The organism is Streptococcus sp. UBA3373, assembly GCF_002360305.1.
Taxonomy (GTDB): Bacteria; Bacillota; Bacilli; order Lactobacillales; family Streptococcaceae; genus Streptococcus; species Streptococcus alactolyticus.
The window spans coordinates 1-24545 of sequence record NZ_DEQF01000040.1 but is presented as its reverse complement, the minus strand read 5'-3'; the positions used below and the strand labels follow the sequence as shown (position 1 = coordinate 24545).

The following is a 24545-nucleotide window of genomic DNA, read 5'->3' as shown; positions in this document are numbered from 1 at the left end:
AAAAAAACTGCTAGGGCAAAGTACCTTAGCAGTTTTTGTATGTGAAGCAGTCAGCAGGCTGCTTTTTTGTTATCGTAGGCTGTCAAAGATTTCTTTGACTTCATCAATGGTTTCTGCGCGTGAAACGGCTCCGCGGATTTTGGCAGCGCCAGCGGTACCACGAAGGTAGTGTGGGGCTAAGCCACGAAATTCACGAACGGCGATGGTTTCGCCCTTGAGGTCAATCAAACGTTTGAGATGGTCTTCTGCGATATCCAATTTTTTGACAAATGGTAAATCAGGCAGTTCCTCACCTGTTTCAAAATAGTGATTGATTTGGGTGAAAATGTAAGGGTTATTCATCGCAGCACGTCCTACCATAACGGCATCAACACCGATTTCTTCAATCATGTATTTGGCATCGTGAACAGTGCGCACGTCACCGTTTCCGATAAATGGAATTTTGGTGATGGCTTTGGCAACACGAGCCAGCGTTTCGTGGTCGCAAGTACCTGTGTACATTTGTTCGCGCGTGCGTCCGTGCATGGCTAGAGCCGAAACACCAGCCGATTCTGCAGCGAGAGCATTTTCAACGGCTAAAGAGTTATCTGACCAACCTGTCCGCATTTTGACGGTTAGTGGAATATCAAGGACAGAAGTGACTTCTTTGATGATATGATAAATCTTATCAGGATCTTTGAGCCATTTTGCCCCTGCTTCATTTTTGACGACCTTATTAACAGGACAGCCCATATTGATGTCAACGATGTCTGCTTTTGTGTTTTCTTGAATAAACTCAGCAGCACGTTTTAAGCCATCTGCATCGCCACCAAATAATTGGATAGACATGGGATGCTCGTTTTCATCAATGTGCAGCATGTGAAGGGTTTTTTCGTTATTGTAGAGAAGACCTTTTTCAGAAATCATCTCCATGACAACTAAGCCAGCACCAAATTCTTTGGCAATAGTACGAAAAGCAGAGTTGGTCACCCCTGCCATGGGTGCTAAAACCGTACGGTGAGGAATGGTAACATCACCGATTTGGAATGAGGAACTGAGTTTAGTCATTGATAAGTCCCTCCAAGTCCTCTTCGCTAAAGGTGTAAGTCTTGCCACAAAATTGACAAGTGATTTCAGCGCTGTGGTCTTCGTCTCTCATGGCTTGCAGTTCGTCTTTGCCAAGAGTGGCAAGTGCTGCTTCAAAACGTTCACGAGAGCAATCACAACTGAAGCTGATTTCTTCTTCAGAGAGGACTTTGTAGTCGTCTTCGCCATAGATAGCTTTTAGAAGAGCTTCAATGTGGTCGTCAGATTCCAAGAGTTTTGAAATGGCTGGCATTTCTTGGATACGTTTTTCGTAGCGGTTGATTTCTTCTTCAGATGCACCTGGAAGAACTTGCAACATAAAGCCACCAGCAACTTCGACTTTGTCTTCGTCATTAAGAAGGACGTTAAGTCCAACGGCAGAAGGTGTTTGTTCAGATTCAGTCAAATAAAAGGCCAAATCTTCACCGATTTCTCCTGAAACAAGCGGTGTTGAAGAAGTATAAGGATTACCAGTGCCGTAGTCTGTGATAACCACGAATTGACCCGCACCCATAAAAGGCCCTACAACAACTTCGCCAGTCGCTGTTTTCTTGATGTCAACGCCTTTGTTTTGAATGTAGCCTTTAACGTGCCCTTTGGTATCAGCCACAGAAATAATGTGACCAAGTGAGCTATCACCAATGACTTTGACGGTTACTTTGCTGTCTCCTTTCTGATTGGCGGCTAGGATTTGATTGGCGATAAGCGTTCTACCTAGAGCAACTGTAGAGCTAGGAAGTGTTTGATGTTTTTCTTGAGCAGTTCTAACAGTCTCAGTGCTATCAAGCACATAAGCACGGAAAGAACCAGATTTTGAAATTGATTTTATAAGTTTATCCATAAGAATATTATAACACAAAGCAAAATTGATGGGCTAGTATTGTGAGCTGTAAAGCGTAATCATGCAGTGAAAAATGAGAAGCGAAAAAAGCGAGGAGAACCTCGCTTTTTAGTTTATTTTTCTTCTGTGACGTTTATTTTTTCGACTTCTTCTGGGCTTTCTTTGCCTTCGTTAAGAAGGGCTTCGACGATTTTTTGGTCACGAATTTTAACAGAGTCGTTAATGGTTTCTGCGGATTTTACAACGGCTGCTTCGAGTTGAGCACGTTGTTTTCGACCGTTGTCGATAGCTGCGATAATACTGTTGTTTTGTTCGACGAGGCTCTCAGCAAGAGCTGTAACAGATCGGATAGAAACGGTTGGGCTTTGAGCAGTGCGTTCGAGCATAGGGATAGCTTCTTTGCTCGTTTCAGCAAGCATTTGAAGCGCAGCGTTATTAGCATTGACAATAGCATCAGCAGTCACGCCAGATTTGACGGATTGTTGCAAAATACCGAGCTGTGCAATTGATAATTTCATTGTCGGAATGGTGTTGCGACGGAGCATGCCAAGTTTTTGGCGCATATCTGATGAGACTTTGACCATGTTGCGCATTTGCGGTGTGGTTGTCCAAGCAACGTAAAGGCGACTTAGGTATTCAGTGTGCTGTTGTTCAAGCGTATTGATGACTTCGGTCATGCGAGCTAGCTCGTCAGATTTTACTTGGTAATCAGGCGTTGCGCTATCAAGTGTTGCAAGTTCATTTTGAAGAGTTTGCGCACGGTTGGCACTTTCTGTCTGAGAAGCTTCGATAAAGGCGATAACGCCAACCAAGTTTTCAATAGATTTGTTGTTGTCTTCAATTAGCATTTCTGCTGAGACGATGTTGCGAGCCAAGATTTCTTCTTGTTTGACAACAGTGGCAGCCATACCATCCATTTTTTGCTCGATATTTTGTGAATCAAAATAGAATTCTTGCAGGCTATTTTTGCTTTGCTTAAAGAGCTTTTGTAGGAAATTTGGTTTCTTTTCGAGCTCAGCAGGCTTAGCGTCTTTGTATTTGGCGATAAAGCCGTTTAACTCGCGGTTAGCGTTTTTGAGCAGGTCATCAACTTGTGGAATTTCAAGTTTTTTTTGCTCAGCCAAAATGCGGTTGACGGTTGTGTTAACTTCTTCAACAGCAGATGTTCCAAAATCAAGCAGAGCATTTTGGTCAGCAACAAAATTATCAACTAAAGCAGGAGCTTTGGCTGTGATTGCTGATTGTTGTTCAGGGGTCAGTTTGTCGTAAAAAGAGACTTGACCAGTTGCTGAAGTATCAGTTGCTACGATGATTTCGGTTGTTTTGTCTGTTTTTGTGATTGCATTATCTGCGATTTTATCAATGTCAAAGTTAAAAGTATCAGCCATAATACCCTCCCATTAAACTTATAAGTTTGTATCGTCGTCAGCCATCATGCGAAGACTGATATCGAAGTCTTTTAAGTCACTTTCATTCAGTTTTCGAAGCGTTTCATCGAGAGCCAAATCAAATTTTTCCATTGCGGTTTTCGCTTTTGCTAAACGCTCATCAGCATTGTAATAATTTTTCGGGGCTTTTTTGATTTTTAGATAGCCATCCAAAATATCGCGGAAGCGGTCCATATCAGCCTCGTGAAGTGCAGTGAGTTCTTCTTTGTTATCAGCATTTTCAATCTTCTTCAAGATAGTCAAATGGTCTTGCTGAATGTTATTGTAAAGATGAGCTAACTCTGGAGCGAGTTCTAGTAAATCAGCTTCTTCCTCAGAAATGTCAGGATTTACTGGTGAGACATCCAGTCGGTCTAGTTGGAATTTGATATCTTTTTCAACAGTTTCAGCTTTTTTGAGAACACGCTTGTAGATGTTTAAATCCATTTTGGCTTTGAGCTCACTAAGTTCAGACTTGATGTGACGTATTTGTGGCAATAGCTGGCGCGCATTGACAACGTATTGGGTGTAATTTTTTTCATCGAGATAACTGTCCAAAAGTTTGACTTGGTGGTCAGCAATACGAATGTTATCTTTTAAATCTTGCAAGCGTTGCTTAGTATTAACTTTTTCAAGACGTGATTGCTTGGTCGCAAAATAATAAATACCATATCCAATACCACCAACGATTGCAAGTGGGATAATGATTTCTAACAAGCTTTCAAGCAAAGCAATGAGAAGGATAACCCCGATAATAGCGATAATGAGGCCTCCTCCGTTTTTTCTAGGTCGAGACATATATTCAATCCATTTCTATCTAAGATTGATTTTATTTTATCGTAAAACGGTTAAGAATGACAAGTGATGACTGTAATTGTGGCAAAGATTTTATGGGTTAAAGTTCAGGGAAAAGTTTGGCTAGGATTTTTGGTGTAAGTGCTTGTCCTGGACCCTCGTGACAATAAGTGTGAAGGTAAATAGCAGGGTTGAAATTGAGTTCAATACAAGCACAGTTTGGCTCTTCTTTGCTTGCAGGAAGACTCTTATCAGGAATAATCAAATCAACTCCACACACCCAAGCACCAACAGCTCTAGCCATTTGCGCAGCTAATGTTTTATAATCGTCTGGCATAATGTCTGTCACATCAATGGAATCTCCACCTGTTGAAATGTTAGAGTTACGTCGCAAATCAACTCGGACTCTGTCAGCTGGAATATCATCAAGCGTGTAACCTTGTTGTTGGAGCATGAGCTTTTCAACATCGCCAAGGTCAATGATTTCAAGTGGAGAACGGTGGTCACGTCCACGTAGTGGGTCTTGATTTTTCATCTCTACTAATTGAGCGATGGTGTGCTTGCCGTCTCCGACGACGTTAGCAGGAACACGCAGTAGCACAGCTTCACATTTGCCATCTAGGACGAAAAAGCGGTATTCCGTACCTGAAATGAATTCTTCAATAAGAACAGTATCATCTTCAGCGAAGGCGATATCCAAGGCTTTTTGATAAGCTGTTAGGTCGGCAGATTCCTTGAAAATAGAAATACCAAGTCCAAAGTTAGTTGATTTTGGTTTGACGACGATAGCTTTGTCTTTGATTTGTGAGAAATAGCGGAGTGCAGCAGCTTTATCAGCGAATTCTTCACCTTTTGGAACTGGGAAACCAGCTTTTGACAATAGTTTTTTAGTGACAACTTTATTTTCCATGATAAGTGGTGTGATGTAGCTGTCTTTGCCGGTCATGTTGGCATTTTTAACGTATTCGACGTGGTCACCGTGCCAAAGTTTGATGAATTGGTCGTTTTCGTCGAGAATCTCTAAGTGAACACCTTTTTGGATGGCATCAAACATCAATAATTGTGTTGATAATTCCATGTTTTCATAGCCTTTGAGTGCGTAAGGGGCTTGCCAAGCATAATCGTGAAAGGCTTGACCTTGTTTTTGCCCAAAAGATTCTAATGATAGGGTGTCAATCTCTTCTAGCAAGCGTCCAGCGATAGTTTGTTCAGGATGCTCAATCTGATTTTTGATAGCATCGATAAGCCCTTGATAATAGTCAGATAATTCAAAGTAATCGACAATTCCTTGCATAGCTAAAAGGATGCTTTCGACGGGAGCATCTTCAGGCAATTTATCTAGAGGGTGGCTAAGTGCAATTTTGTCATTTAGCTTGCTAGCCTCTGTGATGTCTTGGTCAATAGCAGAGCTACTATCTAACCAAAGAAGCGCAAGAACAAAAAGGTGCACGGTATCAAGTGTCTCTTGAGTAATTCCACGGTTATCAAAAGGATTGAGGTCAAAAGTGCGCAGTTCAAGATAAGTGACACCATTTGTCAAATAGTCACGAACATGCTTGCTGCCACGCAGGCGAACCGCAGAGTAAAATTCTTTTTCAGCAATCAACTTGCCAGAAGCTATGTAAGCCTCAATATCAGAAATGTATTTTTCCAAGCTTTCGTAAGAAACCTGAATGTCTTTATGATTAACATAACCTAAGTGACTGTTTCGGATAGAGCGAACGGGTTTGGCTAAAGTTTTACTAAAAAAGCCTTCTTCAGCTATTGGCGAAGCCCCATACAGATAAGTTAAAAGCCAACGAAAACGTAGGAAATTCTGAGCTAATTTAAGGTGAATATCATTCTTAAAATCAATAATAGACTGATAGCCGCTTTCTTTAAAAAGGCTTGCGACCAAATCTTTTCCAAGCTCCATGTTGAAGTGAATACCAGACATTGATTGCAGTGTTTTTCCATAAACGTCAGCCAAGTGTTTTCTGTAGTAGCACTCGTAGTCATCCTCTAGCTTGGCAATGTGAATGTCTGTTTCACATAGTTTTGGTGGTATTGATAAAGGCCAGAGGTATTCAGACTTATCGATGGAACGGCCAGCAACATCAGTCAGTGCTCCCAAAAAGCGGAGCGCTTCTTTTGTGGAATGAGCGATAGGCGTGATAAGTTCTAGCTGTGCTTCACTGTAGTCCGTCTGAATGTAAGGGTGAAAGGAGCGACTGCCTAGGCAAGCAGGGTGGTCAGTTTGTGCGATACGGTGGTCTTTTCCAATTCGAAGACTTTCTCTTTCTAACCCAAAAGTTGCTTGAAGAATAGGCAAAGTCGCTGGTGATTTTTCTAGTAAACCATTAAGTGACATGGTAATTCCTCGCTACTCTAATTACTATGATTATGATGTAAACGGTATACATTTTAATGTAAATTTATTCTATGGAAAAGCGTCTGAAAATGCAAAGATTTGCTATGAAAAAATTTTTGCTTTACCAAGAGTTGTTTGAATATTTTAACTATGAGAGAAAATATGTGAAAAAAAGCCGTTTTTTCAAAAAAAGTTCGGAAAAAATAAAATCTCAAGGTCAAATATTGAAAAAAACACAGAAAAGTCATATAATAAATTGTAAGACAAACTCGCAGGTGAGATTCCTGCCAAGTTGTAGAGAAAGGACGAAGATACGAATTTTAGCTTGGAGATGGAGACGACAGGCTGGATAAGTTAGTATCGTTTTTATTTGCTCGCTAGGTGATTTCGTATCAGTATCGAACAGAATATGACATCAGTAGTAGTTGTTGGTACCCAATGGGGTGATGAAGGTAAAGGTAAAATCACTGACTTCTTGTCACAAGATGCTGAAGTGATTGCACGTTATCAAGGTGGAGATAATGCAGGACACACTATCGTTATCGACGGTAAAAAATTCAAATTGCATTTGATTCCATCAGGTATTTTCTTCCCAGAGAAAATCTCAGTTATCGGAAATGGTGTAGTTGTTAATCCAAAATCATTGGTAACTGAATTGAAATACTTGCACGATGAAGGTATTAAGACAGATAGTCTTCGTATTTCAGACCGTGCACACGTTATTTTGCCATATCACATCAAACTTGACCGTTTGCAAGAATCTTCTAAAGGTGATAACAAAATTGGGACAACAAACAAAGGTATCGGCCCTGCTTACATGGATAAAGCAGCGCGTGTCGGTATTCGAATTGCTGACCTTTTGGACAAAGATATCTTTGCAGAACGTTTGCGCGTGAACTTGGAAGAAAAGAATCGTCTTTTCGAAAAAATGTACGAATGCGAACCAATCAAATTTGAAGATATCTTTGAAGAATATTATGAATATGGTCAACAAATCAAAGATTACGTTACAGATACATCAGTTATCTTGAATGATGCTCTTGACGCTGGTAAACGTGTTCTTTTCGAAGGTGCACAAGGTGTTATGCTTGATATCGACCAAGGAACTTACCCATTTGTTACTTCTTCAAACCCAGTTGCTGGTGGGGTAACAATCGGTTCAGGTGTTGGTCCAAGCAAGATCAATAAAGTTGTCGGTGTATGTAAAGCTTACACAAGCCGTGTTGGTGACGGTCCGTTCCCAACAGAACTTCTAGATGAAGTTGGAGATCGTATCCGTGAAATCGGTCACGAATATGGTACAACAACTGGACGTCCACGTCGTGTTGGTTGGTTTGACTCAGTTGTTATGCGTCACAGCCGCCGCGTATCAGGTATCACAAACTTGTCACTTAACTCAATCGACGTTCTTTCAGGACTTGATACTGTTAAAATCTGTGTGGCATACGACCTTGACGGTCAACGTATCGACCACTACCCAGCAAGTCTTGAACAATTGAAACGTTGTAAACCAATCTACGAAGAATTGCCAGGTTGGTCAGAAGACATCACAGGTTGCCGTAGCCTAGATGAACTTCCCGAAAATGCTCGTGACTACGTTCGCCGTGTTGGTGAACTCGTTGGTGTTCGCATTTCAACATTCTCAGTTGGACCAGATCGAGATCAAACTAACATCCTTGAATCAGTTTGGGCAAATATTTAATTAAGTTGAAAAAAATCTTTATAAAAGCAAACCCTGCCAGAAGCTTTCTGGCGGGGTTTTGTGCTAAAATGAAGGTAAGAAATACCCTTATTTTTTAAATGGCATTTGCTTGAAAAAGAGTTGTAAATAACGTGAAAATTTTCACGGAAATTTAACAAATGTCATACTGAGATTACAATCGTCATTTTGTCTTAATCTGTTTTTGTTAACCTATTAATGTTGCCTGATTTAAAAAGGAGGAAAAATGGTTAAACGAATTTTATCAATTGCACTGGCTTATGTTGGTATTATTGTTGGTGCTGGACTTTCTTCGGGACAGGATTTGATGCAATATTTTGTCGGATTTGGTATCTGGGGAATGATTGGCGTTATTGTTTTAGGGATTTTGAATGCTATATTTGGACGTATTATCGTGACATTAGGAAGTTACTATCGTTCGAATGACCACTCAGAGGTGCTTTCAAAGATTGCCCATCCTTTTACCAATCGTGTATTAGACATTGCTTTGATTATTTCTTGTTATGTCATTGGATTTGTCATGATTGCTGGAGCGGGTTCTAACCTTAATCAACAATTTGGATTGCCCACTTGGTTAGGAGCTTTAATCTGTGTTCTCCTTGTGATTTTTGTAAGTTTCCTTGATTTTGAGAAAATTACTCAGATTATTGGGATTTTCACGCCGATTGTTATTATCATGGTATTGATCATTGCTGGTCATAGTCTGATTGGACATTCTTTTGACTTTGAACAGTTAAATACAGTAGCTAAGACTCTACCGACAAATATGCCAAATATTTGGGTGTCTGTTCTTAATTACTTCGCCATTTGTGTGATGACTGGGGTATCAATGGCTTTTGTCCTTGGTGGTTCAATTATTCGTATTGGCGTTGCTGAAAAAGGGGGAACACTTGGTGGTGCAATTGTCGGTCTGATTATTGCGATTACCTCACTTGTCTTGTTTGTCAATGTTGGAAAGATTGCTTCTGCAGATATTCCAATGTTAGTACTTGCCAATGAAATCCATCCTTGGTTTGCTTTTGCCTATTCCCTTGTCGTATTTGGGCTTATTTTCAACACAGCCTTTAGTCTTTACTATGCTTTAGCAAAACGCTTTTCTGAAAATAAAGGTGAAAGTCAGTTTAAACGTGACATGATTTTTTTTGTCGTAAGTGGTTATGCCTTGTCCTTCCTTGGTTTTAAACAACTGGTTTCTGTCATGTATCCAATCCTTGGTTACATTGGCTTGATTATGTTGGTTGTTTTGCTTCAAGCTTGGATTCGTGAAAAAGGTAATGTGCAGGACGAAAAACATCTTCGTCGCCGCATGATTTCCTTGATTTCTAAAAAATATGACGATGATAAGAAATTTACTAAGAAAGATAAAGTAGAATATCAACAACTAGGTGAAGAATCTGTCGTTGAAACAAAAGAAATTAAAAAAGATATTCATGACCACGTTGAGCAAGTGTTCGATTCGGAAAATGATGATTAATCAAGAATAAGAAAGCTAGAAATATTATTTTTCTAGCTTTTTTAAATGACTGGGGTAATATTCATAAAAGTAGTTAAGAAAGCGCTAAAAATATGCTATACTGAAACTAAAAGGTGAAAAGGAAGTAAGCAATGGCAAGGTTTGTGAGTAGTTTTTCGGGTGTTCTGATTGTTCTTATCATGGTATTAGTCGGTTATGTGCTAACCAAAAAAGGTTGGTTCGATGAAAAAGCGCCGAATCTCATTGCCAAGTTGGTAACACAAGTAGCATTACCATGCTATATGATTTCAACCATTGTTGGGCGTTTTACGGCAAAAGAGTTGCTTGAAATGCTGTCACAATTGCGTTTTCCAGCGCTTTCAATGGTGATTTTATTAGCTATTGCTGTAGCGGTAGCTCATTTATTCTTGATTGATAAAAAGCATCAGGGCTTATTTGTTTCTATGTTTTTTAATTCTAATACGATTTTTGTGGGACTTCCTATCAATCAAGCACTTTTTGGGGATAAAAGTATTCCTTATGTCTTGGTTTATTACATGTGTAACACGACGTTTTTCTGGACTATAGGGACTTATTTGATTCAAAGAGATGGTCGCAAAGAAGTCACGCTTGATTTGCGAGGAACCTTGAAGAAAATCTTCTCGCCACCACTTATGGGATTCATCATTGGGGTGATTTTGGTTCTTTTAAATATCAAACTCCCAGCTTTCTTATTGAGTGATTTCCAATATTTGGGCAATTTGACCATCCCTTTGTCGATGATTTTCATTGGGATTTCGGTGGCAAATGTAGGGCTGTCACGTTTGCGATTTACCAAAGACAATGTCTTGGTCTTAGTCGGGCGTTTCGTGATTGCTCCGCTTTTGATGTTAATCATTGTCAAACACACCCAAATGCCACAATTGATGAAACAAGTCTTTATCCTCCAATCAGCCATGCCCGTGATGACCAATGCTCCTGTCGTAGCCAAATTGTACGGTGCCGATGCGGATTATGCGGCTATTATGGTTACCGAATCCACCCTACTCACCTTGCTGGTTGTGCCTATTTTGATGTCTTTGGTTAGCTTGTTAGGCTAAAAACAAAAAGCCTAGCTAGGCTAGACTTTAAGGAGATTATGAAAAAGATACATCCTTCCAGCAACTGTCTGTTAGGATGATAGTCAGTTAGCGGTACTAACTGGAAAAGTTTTAGGAATGACTATAGTATAAAAGGATTGCCTTAAAGAAAATTTAAATGTTAGCATTTGCCAAGCTATCGTGCGTAAGAGGAGAGGAGATAGCTCAAGATGTGTTATAATAAAGCCATGGAAAACAAGAAAAAATTACTTTTAATTGACGGGTCATCGGTTGCCTACCGTGCTTTTTTTGCCTTATACAATCAGATTGACCGTTTTAAAAACCGAACAGGTTTGCATACCAATGCCATTTACGGCTTTCACCTCATGTTAAATCACTTGCTAGAGCGTGTGCAGCCAACGCACGTTTTGGTGGCTTTTGATGCGGGTAAGACCACTTTCCGTACGGAAATGTACGAAGATTACAAGGCTGGTCGTGCCAAGACGCCAGAAGAATTTCGTGAGCAGCTGCCTTACATTCGTGAGATGTTGACCGCCTTGGGCATTACTTTTTACGATTTGGTGAATTACGAGGCTGACGACATCATCGGAACTTTGGATAAATTAGCCGAAAACGAAGACGAGTACGATGTGACTATTGTCAGCGGGGACAAGGATTTGATTCAGCTGGCGGATAACAACACCACGGTTGAGATTTCCAAAAAAGGCGTGGCTGAATTTGAAGCCTTTACCCCAGCTTACCTCATGGAAAAAATGGGTATCACACCCAAACAATTCATTGATCTTAAGGCGTTGATGGGGGATAAATCGGACAACATCCCTGGCGTGACCAAAATCGGTGAAAAGACAGGTCTGAAACTGCTCTTAGAATACGGCAGTCTGGAAGGCATTTATGACAACATTGACGGCATGAAAAAGTCTAAGATGAAGGAAAACTTGATTAACGACAAAGAGCAAGCTTTCTTGTCTAAGACCTTGGCGACCATTGATGTGACGGCTCCTATCACCATTGGTTTGGATGATATTGCCTACCAAGGACCTAATTTGGATAAATTGGTGCCTTTTTACGATGACATGGGCTTCAAGCAGTTTAAAGACAGCTTAGGTGCTCCTAAGAAGCAAGAAACATTTGACGTGGCTTATACAGAAGTGGACAGCTTGTGTGCGGATATGTTCACAGATGACCAATTTTTCTATTTTGAAATTTTGGGCGACAATTACCACGTTGAGCCTATCATTGGCTTTGCTTGGGGAAATGACAAGGCGATTTATGCGTCAACCAATCTTGAACTCCTCAAGGATGATTTGTTCCAAGCCGCTTTGGCTAAGCCAATCAAAACCTACGATTTCAAACGGAGCAAGGTCCTACTCAGTCATTTAGGCATTGATTTGCCAGCGCCAGCCTTTGACAGCCGTCTTGCCAAGTACCTCTTATCAACAGTTGAGGACAATGAATTGTCAACCATTGCTAGACTTTACACCAACCACGTTTTGGATAGTGATGAGGCCGTTTATGGCAAGGGCGTTAAGCGTGCTGTTCCTGAAAAAGCGGTGCTGCTCAGCCATTTAGCTCGTAAAATTATTGTTTTGAACGACTCAGAACAAGCCATGTTAGATAAATTGGCTGAGCACCAACAAGCCAGTTTGTTAGTTGACATGGAGCAACCTTTAGCAAATGTCTTGGCGAAAATGGAAATCGCAGGTATTTCCGTAAAAAAAGCGACCTTGCAAGATATGGAAGCAGCCAACCAAGCCGTTATTGACGAATTGACACAGGAAATCTATGACCTAGCAGGCATGGAATTCAACATCAACTCACCAAAACAATTGGGTGAATTGTTGTTTGACAAGATGCAGTTGCCAACTAGCTACACCAAGAAAACCAAGACAGGCTATTCAACGGCCGTAGATGTTTTGGAACGTTTGGCCCCGATTTCTCCAATTGTGTCTAAAATTTTGGAATACCGCCAAATTGCCAAGCTCCAATCCACTTATATCGTTGGTTTGCAGGATTTCATTTTACAAGACGGCAAAATCCATACCCGCTATTTGCAAGATTTGACGCAGACAGGACGTCTATCAAGTGTGGACCCGAACTTGCAAAATATCCCTGTGCGTTTGGAACAAGGGCGCTTGATTCGAAAAGCTTTTGTGCCTGAAACAGAAGATGAGCTCTTGTTGAGTTCGGACTACTCGCAAATTGAATTGCGTGTGCTTGCCCACATTTCAAATGATGAGCATTTGATTGCGGCTTTCCGTGAGGGAGCAGATATCCACACCTCAACTGCCATGCGTGTCTTTGGCATTGACAAGCCAGAAGACGTGACGCCAAATGACCGTCGCAATGCTAAGGCAGTAAACTTTGGTATTGTCTATGGTATTTCAGACTATGGGCTTGCCAACAACTTAGGCATTCCGCGGAAATTGGCCAAGCAGTACATTGACACGTACTTTAAACGCTACCCAGGCATCAAGAATTACATGGAGCGCGTGGTGCGTGATGCCAAAGATAAAGGCTATGTGGAAACACTCTTCCACCGCCGCCGTGAGTTGCCAGATATCAATGCTCGCAACTTCAACGTCCGTCAATTTGCCGAACGTACCGCTATCAATTCGCCTATTCAAGGAAGTGCTGCCGATATTCTCAAAATTGCCATGATTAACCTTGATAAAGCCTTGGTTGAGGGACAATTCAAGACTAAAATGTTGCTGCAAGTGCACGATGAAATCATTCTTCAAGTGCCAAAAGATGAGCTTGAAACCGTTAAAAAATTGGTTAAAGAAACCATGGAATCTGCAATTGATTTGTCAGTACCACTTATTGCAGACGAAAATGCAGGGCAAACTTGGTACGAAGCTAAATAAAAGACATGAGATGGCAAGGTTTGTCATCTCATTTTTAGAAAGAAGTGTGTTATACTGAAGAAAAGACATTTTTAGGAGGTTTCTGCGATGACTACTTTCCAAAATCCGAGCCAAACCGTGATAGCGGACTATCTGAAAAATGCTAAAACCATTGCTGTGGTTGGGCTATCTCATCGTGAGGACAGTGCTGCTTACCGTGTTTCTAAGATCATGCAAGAAGCAGGCTACACCATTATTCCTGTCAATCCCAAATTAGCAGGGCAGAAGGTTTTAAATGAAACAGCTTATGCTAGGTTGCAAGATGTTCCTGTTCACATTGATATTGTGGATGTTTTCAGACGCAGTGAATTTCTTCCAGAAGTCGCTAAAGATTTCCTAGAAACAGATGCCGATATTTTCTGGGCACAACTTGGTCTAGAAAGCCAAGAAGCTGCTGATCTGTTACAAGCTGCAGGCCGTGATAACATCGTCATGAATAAATGCATCAAGATTGAATATCAAAACTTATTATGAAAAAACTGAGAGTTCGCAGAAAGCGACTCTCAGTTTTTATGCTCTTTTTGCATTATATATAAAATGAATTTCAAGAATTTTTTGTCGATAAAGACAAAAATAAAACGAGCACCGCTTTCTTTCTTAGCTTTTAAACTGTGTTATAATGAATACAGCAAACGAGGAAGGAGGCTTTGCTATGGATATTCATACCCATCATCGTCCGTTAGATGCTTATGAAAATGTGATTGAGCATTTAAGGGGAAAACACATTCGTATCACGGAAACACGTAAAGCTATCATTGCTTATCTGATAAATAGCACCGAGCATCCTAGTGCCGATAAAATTTACAAAGATTTGTTGCCAGAACACCCAAGTTTGAGTTTGGCAACGGTTTATAATAATATAAAAGTTTTAGTCGATGAGGGATTTGTGACGGAATTAAAGGTCACAAACAATCCAACCACTTACTATGATTTTATGGGACACCAGCACATCAATATCATTTGCAAATGCTGCGGTGCCATCGCTGATTTTATGGATGTGGATGCGATTGATATTGGAAAAGAAGCTTACGAGCAAACAGGCTACCAAATCACAAAAATACAGGTAACCGCCCACGGTCTTTGCCCCAAGTGTCAAGAAGATGTCAAGCAATCAGGACGCTCACCTCTTGCTCTTTATGAAGAATGAGGGACAATAAAAAAGCCTTTCAACCACTACTGGCTGAAAGGCTTTTTTTAGATTTCTTCTTGTTCAAGCAAGTTTTCGTAGAAGATAAGGTTTGCAGTTGTTCTGTATGGTAGCGTGTAGAAGTAAAGCAAACCAAAGGTAAGGGCGGTCAAAATATCCCAACCGATGAAGCTAAACTCAAGGCAGAAGAAACGCCATTTGTTACCATCCATCAAGGCTTGGCTTTTGGCAATCACTTGACGAGGTCCTCGGTAAGTACCGTTGTTGACTTCGTCGTAAAGCACGTATGTCGTCATACTATAAGCGTATTGCTTCATGATGGCAAAGAATGTTCCAATAAGAGCCATAGCGCAACCAACGAAAATGATAGCAGAACCAGCTAGGTTGTTGTCAACGCTAACGACCATACCAAGTGATAAAATCACACCACCAGCAATAGCAATCAAAGACCACAAGAAAATGAAGAACCATTTAACAATAGCTGTCACAACAAATTTCCAAAAGAGTTCGTTTGAAAAGACAATCATATTGTCTGAAACGCTCACTTCGGTTCTTTTGGCACGTAGCACATCAAGCACCGCATAACTTGCTGACGCTAAAAATAGGGTCAATAAAATTTGAATAAGTGGTGGAAGTGAGGTTGAAAAATTCACAAATGTGGTCACATCACCATAAGAAACGATGGTTTGACGGTAAGATAGGGAAATGGTTAAAATAGATAAAATGATAGTAACAATAAAGAGCTGGTATTTACCAGTCAGTGTTTTAAGAAACTCTCGCGCTTGTCGGCGTGTTTCTGAAGCAGTCATGTCAAAAAACCTCCTTTAATCGTGCTTTTTATTATAACATATTGTATTAGAAATAGCATATAATAAGAACTGCATGACAAACAGCTACTTTTTTGGTAGAATCGTAAAGGTTATTTTTACCATTATTTTGAGAATGTATTGACATTGCCCACAACTGTTTTTTGTGGTAGCTAGGAGAAAATATGACAGATTATCCCATTAAATATCGTTTAATTAAGAAAGAAAAACACACGGGAGCGCGTTTGGGTGAGATTATCACACCGCACGGCACTTTCCCGACACCAATGTTTATGCCTGTGGGAACGCAGGCTACTGTTAAGACTCAATCCCCAGAAGAACTCAAAGAAATGGGTTCTGGTATTATTTTGGCCAATACCTATCACCTTTGGTTGCGTCCAGGTGATGATTTGATTGCGCGTGCTGGCGGTCTGCACAAATTTATGAATTGGGACCAAGCCATCTTGACAGATAGTGGTGGTTTTCAGGTTTATTCATTAGCAGAAACGCGTAATATCACAGAAGAAGGGGTAACCTTTAAAAACCACCTCAACGGTGCTAAGATGTTCCTCTCTCCAGAAAAAGCCATTTCGATTCAGAATAATTTGGGTTCTGATATCATGATGAGTTTTGATGAATGCCCACAATTCTACCAACCTTATGATTACGTTAAAAAATCTATCGAGCGTACTAGCCGTTGGGCAGAACGTGGTTTGAAAGCACACCGCCGACCACATGACCAAGGCTTGTTTGGTATCGTGCAAGGGGCTGGATTTGAAGACCTTCGCCGCCAGTCAGCTCATGACTTGATTAGCATGGATTTTCCAGGATATTCTATCGGTGGTTTAGCTGTTGGGGAATCACACGCCGAAATGAACGCGGTTTTGGATTTCACGGTGCCTATTTTGCCTGAAAATAAACCACGTTACTTGATGGGTGTTGGAGCACCTGATAGCTTGATTGATGGGGTTATCCGAGGAATTGATATGTTTGACTGTGTCTTGCCAACGCGTATCGCTCGAAACGGTACCTGCATGACCAGCGAAGGACGTTTGGTGGTTAAAAACGCCCAATATGCCGAAGACTTTACACCGCTTGACCATGACTGTGATTGCTACACTTGCCGCAATTACACGCGTGCTTACATCCGTCATTTGCTAAAAGCTGATGAAACCTTTGGTTTGCGTTTGACAAGTTACCACAACCTTTACTTCCTTGTCAACTTGATGAAAAAAGTCCGTCAAGCCATTATGGATGACAATCTTTTGGAATTTCGTGAAGATTTCTTTGAACGCTACGGTTACAATCGAAGCGACCGTAATTTCTGAGACTTCACTCAACCTGTCAAGGTTGGGTCTTTTTGTGTTATAATGGTTTATAAATAAAGGAGGGGTGTACTATGAAGTTAACAGCACTTGGTTGTTGGGGAGCTTATCCACACGATGACGGTGGAACAACTTCTTATCTCGTTACTGGTGAAGATGGTTTTCAATTATTGATGGACTGCGGTAGTCGTGCCGTGACAGAACTGGAAAAAGAAATCAGCCCGATTGATTTGGATGCCGTGATTATTTCGCATTATCATCCTGACCACATCGCTGACTTGGGTGTGTTACGCCACTATTTCCAATTGTATCCAAAACACCTTTGGACACCAAAAGTTTTGCCAATTTATGGACACAAGGAAGACTTGTATGAATTTGACAAATTAACTATGCTTGGCGTTTCAGAAGGTAGAGCTTATGATGTGACAGGTGTTGAACACATTGGTCCTTTTGATGTGACCTTTATCAAAACCGTTCACCCAGTTCCTTGCTACGCTTTTCGTATCGTTGAAAGAGCTACTGGTCAAGTCCTAGTCTTTACTGGTGATACGGGTTACTTTGATGGCTTGGATGCATTTGCCAAGGATGCAGACCTCTTTTTAGCGGATGTTTACCTTTATGAAGGCAATGAAAACCACCCAGCTCATTTGACAAGCAAGGAAGCTGGCGAAATTGCCCATAAAGCAGCCGTTAAATCCCTTGTTTTGACACATACCCCACCAATTCCACCAGAAGGCATTGATGCGACAAAACACTTGCAAGTGCTGAAAGAACAAACCCAACACTATGCCAAAGACGTTCCTGTTGATTTAGCCGTGCCGCACAAATCATGGCAATTAGGTGACTTGTAATGTCAGCATTTACGCAGGAAGAAAAGGCGTATTTTATGCGAGAAGCGCTCAAAGAAGCACAAAAGTCATTAGCCAAAGGTGAAATTCCTATCGGTTGCGTTATCGTCAAAGACGGTGAGATTATTGGTCGTGGGCACAATGCGCGTGAGGAGCAGCAAAAAGCTATTTTACACGCTGAAATCATGGCCATTAACGAAGCCAACGAAAAAGAGGGCAACTGGCGTTTACTGGATAGCACCTTGTTTGTCACCATTGAACCTTGCGTCATGTGCAGCGGTGCTATTGGATTAGCTCGCATTCCGCAGGTGATTTACGGAGCTACTAATCAAAAATTTGGCGGTGCTGGGAGCCTGTACGATATTTTGACCGATGTTCGCCTCAATCACCGAGTTGAGGTGGAAACAGGGATTCTAGAAGCTGAATGCGCGGGAATTATGCAAGATTTTTTCCGTCGTAATCGCGAAAAGAAAAAAGCCCAACAAAAACAGGCAAAAGCATAGTTCTGGCTTGCATCATTTCTTAATTATGATATAATACTTATCGGAGCAACATCTTCGCGTGAAGTGGGTCAGGGGAGGAATCCAGCAGCCCTAAGCGATTGTAGGTGTGTGCTCTTTTTTTATTTCTAAAAATAGGTGCCTAAATTTTTAGGACTTTTTATGTTGTTTTTTTACAGAAAAAACTTGATTTTTGTGTGCTTTTTCTGAATGTTTTCTGAAAATAGCAAACGCTTTATTTATTTGATCTATTTTGTTAAAAATCATTGAAAAATAAAGGATAAAAGAGTAATATAGAAGAGAGATTGTATTCGAGGAGGATAAAAATGACACATATTACATTTGATTATTCAAAGCTTTTAGATCAATTTGTTGAACAAGAAGAAGTTGATTTTATGCAAGCTCAAGTAAGTGCCGCTGATGAGTACTTGCGCAAAGGAACAGGTCCTGGTTCTGACTTCCTTGGTTGGTTAGACCTTCCAGAAAACTACGACAAAGAAGAATTTGCTCGTATTCAAAAAGCTGCTGCTAAAATCCAATCAGACAGCGAAGTGCTTGTTGTTATCGGTATTGGTGGTTCATACCTTGGGGCGCGTGCCGTTATCGACTTTTTGAGTAATCATTTCTACAACTTACAAGCATCTGCAGACCGTAAAGGTCCACAAATCCTTTACGCAGGTAACTCAATTTCTTCAAGTTACTTAGCAGATCTTGTCGAATACGTGAAAGATAAAGATTTCTCAGTAAACGTTATTTCTAAATCAGGAACAACAACTGAACCAGCGATTGCTTTCCGTGTCTTCAAAGAACTTTTGATTGAAAAATACGGTCAAGAAGAAGCTAACAAACGTATCTATGCAACTACTGATAAAGCAAAAGGTGCTGTTAAAGTAGAAGCTGTTGCTAACGATTGGGAAACATTTGTTGTGCCAGATAATGTTGGTGGACGTTTCTCAGTATTGACACCAGTAGGTCTTCTTCCAATTGCTGCTGCAGGTATTGATATTGAAGCTCTTATGAATGGTGCTAACGCAGCGCGCAAAGATTTGTCATCTGACAAACTTTCAGAAAACATTGCTTACCAATACGCTGCTATCCGTAACATCCTTTACCGTAAAGGTTATGTAACTGAAATCTTGGCAAACTATGAACCATCACTGCAATACTTTGGTGAATGGTGGAAACAATTAGCAGGTGAATCAGAAGGTAAACACCAAAAAGGTATCTACCCAACATCTGCAAACTTCTCAACAGACCTTCACTCACTTGGACAATTCATCCAAGAAGGTTACCGCAACATCTTTGAAACAGTTGTTCGTGTTGATAAACCACGTAAAAACGTTGTTATTCCTGAATTGTCAGAAGACCTTGATGGCCTTGGTTACCTTCAAGGTAAAGACGTTGATTTCGTAAACAAAAAAGCAACTGATGGTGTACTTCTTGCTCACACTGACGGTGGAGTACCTAACATGTTCTTGACACTCCCTCAACAAGATGAATTCACTCTTGGTTATACAATCTACTTCTTCGAGTTGGCTATTGGTCTTTCAGGTTATCTTAACGCTGTTAACCCATTCAACCAACCAGGTGTAGAAGCATACAAGAAAAACATGTTTGCTCTTCTTGGTAAACCAGGATTTGAAGACTTGTCAGCTGAATTGAACGCACGTCTTTAATGCATCATTAACATATATAAAAAAGCTTCCGTAAGGGAGCTTTTTTTGCGTGAAAAAATCCTTAAAATTTCCTTAAAAAATTCTCTGAAACCGATTGACAAAATCATATATATATAGATATATAATGATTGTGGAAAATTTTAAGGAAAATGGAGATATGAAAATATGAAAAATAAACTAGCGTTAATTGCTATAACTGCACTGTCTGTTTCATTTTTTTCTGCTTGTTCTTCTAAGGAAGATACTACTTCAACAAGTAGCACTACTGAATCAACTAATTTAGTTTCTTCAACTGAAACTGTGGCTAGTTCATCAAGTTCAACAGAAGCAGTTAATAGTGATTTTAATCCAACAGATACGTCTGATTCAACAATCGAAAGTATTGTAACCTATAATGACTATCTGAAAATGTATGAAGCTATCGTAAATGAATACATTTCAAATTATGAAGTAGTCGTCTCACAATATGGTTTAGGAGATGTCGAATCTTATCAATCAATGAGAGATTCTGTAACTTCTAGTGTAGAAACACAAAAAGAAGCGTATGGTTCTTTAGGAAATGCTAGAATTACTGGAAAAGACAGTATAGTAGAGTACTTAAAGGACTATCGTGACAGCCTAAAATCATATACAGATCAGATGGCAATAGCCTTACAATAAGAATGGTGAACTAAATGAATAATAATGTTGGTAAAGCTTTACTTGGTTGTTCTGGAATTTTAGCGATTGTTATCATTTTTTTAGGACTTCTCAAACTATTATTTGGAGATTTTGCAATGCTATATAGTCTCATGTTTCTAATGCTTATGGTAGGTGTTTTAGTACAAATTATTGATGGACTTACTAAAGCAGGAAAATGGGTTGGTTTAGGTGCTATTTTAGGTAATGTATTTAACAATAAGATTAATGCTGATACTGCAATAAAGTCTGGAAAAACATTTAAAAAGAAAAAAATAGAGACTAAAAATTCCATTGTGAATAATGTTGTTGATTTTATTTCCCCAACAATGGAAGATGATAAAACTACTAAAAGTGTAGAGGATTCAAGCTTTATTGGTGAGGAAGATTATCAAGAATTTCAAGAATTCTTAAAATGGAAAAAATTACAAGAAACCAAGGATAATAATGATTAATATTTTATGGTGTAATTTATAACTTACAGGAGTACGATTATGAAAACAAAAAAATTAGCTTTAATTAACGGGATTGTAGGACTTGTCGGAGGAATTTTTCTGCTAATAGCGGTCCTTATTATCACAGCAAGCGCATTAAATGATGTTGCAACTACACTTGATACTGCTTACAATGGTGGTTCAGCAATTTCAATCACTTCAACGACACTAGCTAGCACTTTGGCTTTATTTGTTAAAATTGCTATTTTAGTTCTTGGAATTGTAGGTTCTGTATATTATAAAGATGACGACCGTATTGGTTCAGCACCTAATGTATTGCTGATTGTTGGAGGAGCTTTGGCAATTATCCCATTTTTAGGCTGGGTTGGTGGAATTTTAGCTATTATTGGTGGTTCACTATACCTTGCTAGTTTGAAAAAGTTTCAAGAGTAATTGTAAGAATTTAGAACGTTGGAAATAAAATATGGAAAAGAAAAATAATGAACATAAAGTTGTTGCGATAATTGCGGTTGTTGTAGGAGGAATAGCGCTTTTAACTTCTTGGATGCCATTTATCAATAATGGTTCAGCTGCTTTAGCTTTAGTAGCTCTTATTCTAGGCGTCATATCAGTAATAATTAATAGAAAAAATAAAAAGGTTTTATCACTAGTTTCAATTATTGTTGCAATATTAGCATTTATCATTGTTTTGATAACTCAATCTGCCTACGGTGCAGCGATTGATTCTGCTATGGATAATTCATCAAGTGCAGATAAAACAGGAAATATAGTTGCTTCTAAAACTAAATCAAGCAAGGAAGCAAGTTTCTTAGAAGAAATTAATAAATTGGCAGATTCTTCGGTTTCTACTGATGAGTTATATATAACTGGAAAAATTACTGTTGGGGAATCTGGTGATATTAAGCCTGGAATTTATGATTTAGAGATTACTGGTGGCAATGGCAATATCATGGGTGATAGAAGTAAGACGTATTCTGGACTATATATCAACTGGCCTGGTGCTTCGACAGACAGTGGGGATACAACTTCTCCGTCAGTAATCAGGGTTATATTATTTGAAGGTGACACTTTAGACTTTTCAAATATTTCTAAAATCAAACTTACAGCAGTTGAGAATGTTTCACAATCAAATGAAATTGGAATTGGCAATTATGTTGTCGGTAGAGATATTCCAGCTGGAACATATACTTTAAGCACAAACATGACGATGGATACTGAATTTGAAAACTTGGGTTGGAATATAGGAATTTATAATGAGGAATCTGGTGATGAACGAAGTCAATCTTTAAATCCAGGTAATATGGACGTTACTGTTAAACTATCTGAAGGAGAAATTATCACAACCTCTTTTTATAATACAGATGATGCAGTACTAGCAGATTCAGCAAAATTGATTTTCACTCCAGTAAGTAACTGAGTTTGTTTGAAAGACTTCCTGAAGGAGGTCTTTTTTTGAGTGAAAAAATTATTTGGGGTGAATAAATAACCAAATTCCTTTCCAAATTTTCTGAAAATTTGGTATAATAGTAAACAATTAACTAACTTTGGATGGGAGAAGAAAAAGAGATGACTGCACAAAAAATGACGGCGCAAGAGATTATTGCTTTTATTGGTAATGCGGAGAAAAAGACAAATGTGAAGGTGACTTTTGAGGGAGAGTTGGCAGCGGCTATTCCAGAAAATGTTCTCAAGTTTGGCAATGTGCTTTTTGGGGATTGGAAAGATATTGAGCCACTTTTGGCTAATCTGACTGAAAACAAGGATTATGTGGTGGAACAAGATGGGCGTAATTCTGCGGTACCTTTGCTGGATAAACGTCATCTCAATGCTCGTATTGAGCCGGGTGCGATTATTCGTGACCAAGTAACCATTGAGGACAATGCGGTGGTGATGATGGGAGCTGTGATTAATATCGGTGCTGAAATCGGTGCTGGCACTATGATTGATATGGGTGCGGTTCTTGGTGGTCGCGCGATTGTTGGGAAAAATAGCCACATCGGTGCGGGTGCGGTCCTTGCAGGCGTGATTGAGCCAGCTTCAGCAGAACCTGTTCGTATCGGTGATAACGTTCTTGTGGGAGCGAATGCCGTTGTGATTGAAGGGGTTCAGGTTGGTAATGGTTCGGTCGTTGCAGCGGGAGCTATTGTTACAAAAGATGTTCCTGAAAATGTCGTGGTAGCAGGTGTCCCTGCTCGCATCATTAAAGAAATCGATGCGAAAACTCAACAAAAAACAGCCCTAGAAGACGCTCTACGTCATTTATAAAACCCATTTGGAGTTTGTGATATGACTTTAGATTTAGTGAAAATTCGTCGCGATTTGCATCAAATTCCAGAAATTGGTTTGGAAGAATTCAAAACACAAGCCTATCTTTTGGAGCGGATTGCAGAGATAACGGCTGGAAAAGACTTTGTAGAACAACGCACTTGGCGTACAGGTATTCTTGTCTTTATCAAGGGATATGCCCCTGAAAAAACAATTGGTTGGCGTACAGATATTGACGCTTTGCCTGTTGTTGAAGAAACAGGGTTGCCGTTTGCGAGCCAGCACGAAGGGCGCATGCACGCTTGTGGACACGATATCCACATGACGGTTGCCCTTGGTCTGCTCAATGAATTGGTGCAAAAACAGCCTAAAAATAATGTTCTGTTTCTCTTCCAACCAGCCGAAGAAAACGAAGCAGGTGGCATGCTCATGTATCAGGACAATGCTTTTGGCGATTGGAAACCAGATGAATTTTATGGCTTGCATGTGCGACCTGATTTTAAGGTGGGTGATATTGGGACCAATACCTCAACCTTGTTTGCAGGGACTTGTGAAGTTTTGGTAACCTTTAAAGGCAAGGGCGGACACGCTGCTTTTCCTCACGAAGCTAACGATGCCTTGGTTGCTGCGTCTTACTTTGTGACGCAGGTGCAGACGATTGTGAGCCGCAATGTTGACCCTATTCAAGGTGGGGTGGTGACCTTTGGTTCTTTCCATTCAGGCACGACCAATAATGTCATTGCAGAAACCGCACAGCTGCATGGGACTATTCGAACGTTGACACAGGAGATGAGCCTGCACATTCAAAAACGCTTAACTGAAATTGCTCAAGGTGTTGCGGCCAGTTTTGGTATAGAAGTCGACGTGGAACTCAAACAAGGAGGCTATCTTCCTGTTGAAAATGACCCTGAATTGGCGCGTGAATTGATGGCTTTCTTTGAAGCTCAAGAAGCTGTCAATTTGATTGACTGTTTGCCAGCCATGACTGGTGAGGATTTTGGTTACCTTTTAAATCACATTCCTGGCGTTATGTTTTGGCTTGGGGTAGGTACACCTTATGCCCTTCACCATCCTAAAATGAGCCCAAATGAGGATGCCCTACCATTTGCCGTTCGTGAAATCTCAGGTTTCTTAAAAGAAAGAGCCAATTAGAAATAAAAAAGACGCAAAACCTTGTTTTTGCGTCTTTTG

Annotated in this window: 22 protein-coding genes and 1 other RNA gene; 17 read left to right on the top strand and 6 right to left on the bottom strand. The window is 40.1% G+C overall.

Features of this window, described 5'->3' with window-relative positions:
* Positions 1-69 precede the first annotated feature (69 nt).
* From dusB to gshAB, 5 genes are all read right to left on the bottom strand, one after another.
* On the bottom strand, positions 70-1047 hold the full coding sequence (dusB, locus tag B3R79_RS05335) for a tRNA dihydrouridine synthase DusB (protein ID WP_167510364.1): 978 nt from the start codon (positions 1045-1047) through the stop codon (positions 70-72).
* Positions 1040-1906, bottom strand: coding sequence for an Hsp33 family molecular chaperone HslO (gene hslO, locus B3R79_RS05330; RefSeq protein ID WP_264879381.1), 867 nt, complete (start codon positions 1904-1906; stop codon positions 1040-1042). Before hslO ends, dusB begins: the two co-directional genes overlap by 8 nt.
* A 113-nt stretch (positions 1907-2019) precedes the next feature.
* Positions 2020-3294, bottom strand: coding sequence for a toxic anion resistance protein (locus B3R79_RS05325; RefSeq protein ID WP_293695374.1), 1275 nt, complete (start codon positions 3292-3294; stop codon positions 2020-2022).
* A gap of 18 nt (positions 3295-3312) precedes the next feature.
* Complete coding sequence (locus tag B3R79_RS05320) at positions 3313-4131, bottom strand: hypothetical protein (RefSeq protein ID WP_293695371.1); 819 nt, start codon at positions 4129-4131, stop codon at positions 3313-3315.
* Between the two features lie 97 nt (positions 4132-4228).
* Positions 4229-6478 carry a bifunctional glutamate--cysteine ligase GshA/glutathione synthetase GshB gene (gshAB, locus tag B3R79_RS05315; RefSeq protein ID WP_293695368.1) on the bottom strand — a complete coding sequence of 750 codons (2250 nt, stop codon included), beginning with the start codon at positions 6476-6478 and terminating at the stop codon, positions 4229-4231.
* Between the two features lie 409 nt (positions 6479-6887).
* Here gshAB and B3R79_RS05310 point away from each other — a divergent pair, with 409 nt between their 5' ends.
* From B3R79_RS05310 to perR, 6 genes are all read left to right on the top strand, one after another.
* Positions 6888-8180: an adenylosuccinate synthase gene (locus B3R79_RS05310; protein WP_020917561.1), complete on the top strand. Its 1293-nt coding sequence runs from the start codon at positions 6888-6890 to the stop codon at positions 8178-8180.
* A gap of 244 nt (positions 8181-8424) precedes the next feature.
* Complete coding sequence (locus B3R79_RS05305; RefSeq protein WP_058814305.1) at positions 8425-9672, top strand: hypothetical protein; 1248 nt, start codon at positions 8425-8427, stop codon at positions 9670-9672.
* A gap of 131 nt (positions 9673-9803) precedes the next feature.
* The gene (locus B3R79_RS05300) at positions 9804-10751 is read left to right on the top strand and encodes an AEC family transporter (RefSeq protein WP_293695361.1); all 948 of its coding nucleotides are present in this window, start codon (positions 9804-9806) and stop codon (positions 10749-10751) included.
* A gap of 227 nt (positions 10752-10978) precedes the next feature.
* Positions 10979-13615, top strand: coding sequence for a DNA polymerase I (gene polA, locus B3R79_RS05295; protein ID WP_293695382.1), 2637 nt, complete (start codon positions 10979-10981; stop codon positions 13613-13615).
* A gap of 87 nt (positions 13616-13702) precedes the next feature.
* Positions 13703-14128, top strand: coding sequence for a CoA-binding protein (locus B3R79_RS05290; RefSeq protein ID WP_154454924.1), 426 nt, complete (start codon positions 13703-13705; stop codon positions 14126-14128).
* Between the two features lie 178 nt (positions 14129-14306).
* Positions 14307-14801: a peroxide-responsive transcriptional repressor PerR gene (perR, locus tag B3R79_RS05285; RefSeq protein WP_293695358.1), complete on the top strand. Its 495-nt coding sequence runs from the start codon at positions 14307-14309 to the stop codon at positions 14799-14801.
* A gap of 47 nt (positions 14802-14848) precedes the next feature.
* Here perR and B3R79_RS05280 read toward each other — a convergent pair whose 3' ends face one another.
* Entirely contained in the window at positions 14849-15610 is a 762-nt protein-coding gene (locus B3R79_RS05280; protein WP_235280833.1) for a DUF975 family protein, read from the bottom strand.
* Positions 15611-15792: 182 nt separating this feature from the next.
* On the opposite strand from B3R79_RS05280, the gene tgt reads away from it, so the two are divergent.
* From tgt to B3R79_RS05225, 11 genes are all read left to right on the top strand, one after another.
* Entirely contained in the window at positions 15793-16935 is a 1143-nt protein-coding gene (gene tgt, locus B3R79_RS05275) for a tRNA guanosine(34) transglycosylase Tgt (protein WP_204984659.1), read from the top strand.
* A gap of 71 nt (positions 16936-17006) precedes the next feature.
* A complete protein-coding gene (locus B3R79_RS05270) occupies positions 17007-17783 on the top strand; it encodes an MBL fold metallo-hydrolase (RefSeq protein WP_154454928.1) in 777 nt (258 codons plus the stop codon).
* Positions 17783-18283, top strand: coding sequence for a tRNA adenosine(34) deaminase TadA (tadA, locus tag B3R79_RS05265; RefSeq protein ID WP_168261174.1), 501 nt, complete (start codon positions 17783-17785; stop codon positions 18281-18283). Before B3R79_RS05270 ends, tadA begins: the two co-directional genes overlap by 1 nt.
* 37 nt (positions 18284-18320) lie before the next feature.
* Positions 18321-18406, top strand: an RNA gene (ffs, locus tag B3R79_RS05260) — signal recognition particle sRNA small type.
* A gap of 200 nt (positions 18407-18606) precedes the next feature.
* Complete coding sequence (locus B3R79_RS05255; protein WP_293695354.1) at positions 18607-19956, top strand: glucose-6-phosphate isomerase; 1350 nt, start codon at positions 18607-18609, stop codon at positions 19954-19956.
* A gap of 165 nt (positions 19957-20121) precedes the next feature.
* Positions 20122-20616 (top strand): hypothetical protein, encoded by a 495-nt coding sequence (locus B3R79_RS05250; RefSeq protein WP_269725617.1) that lies wholly within the window; start codon positions 20122-20124, stop codon positions 20614-20616.
* Positions 20617-20630: 14 nt separating this feature from the next.
* Positions 20631-21089, top strand: a complete 459-nt coding sequence (locus tag B3R79_RS05245) for a transcriptional regulator (protein ID WP_293695347.1) — start codon at positions 20631-20633, stop codon at positions 21087-21089.
* A 39-nt stretch (positions 21090-21128) separates the two neighbouring features.
* Positions 21129-21521 carry a hypothetical protein gene (locus B3R79_RS05240; protein ID WP_204984656.1) on the top strand — a complete coding sequence of 131 codons (393 nt, stop codon included), beginning with the start codon at positions 21129-21131 and terminating at the stop codon, positions 21519-21521.
* A 31-nt stretch (positions 21522-21552) separates the two neighbouring features.
* Positions 21553-22506, top strand: coding sequence for a hypothetical protein (locus B3R79_RS05235; protein ID WP_293695345.1), 954 nt, complete (start codon positions 21553-21555; stop codon positions 22504-22506).
* Positions 22507-22655: 149 nt separating this feature from the next.
* Positions 22656-23354: a 2,3,4,5-tetrahydropyridine-2,6-dicarboxylate N-acetyltransferase gene (gene dapD, locus B3R79_RS05230; RefSeq protein WP_293695342.1), complete on the top strand. Its 699-nt coding sequence runs from the start codon at positions 22656-22658 to the stop codon at positions 23352-23354.
* Positions 23355-23375: 21 nt separating this feature from the next.
* A complete protein-coding gene (locus B3R79_RS05225) occupies positions 23376-24506 on the top strand; it encodes an N-acetyldiaminopimelate deacetylase (protein ID WP_204984655.1) in 1131 nt (376 codons plus the stop codon).
* The last annotated feature ends 39 nt before the right edge of the window (positions 24507-24545 follow it).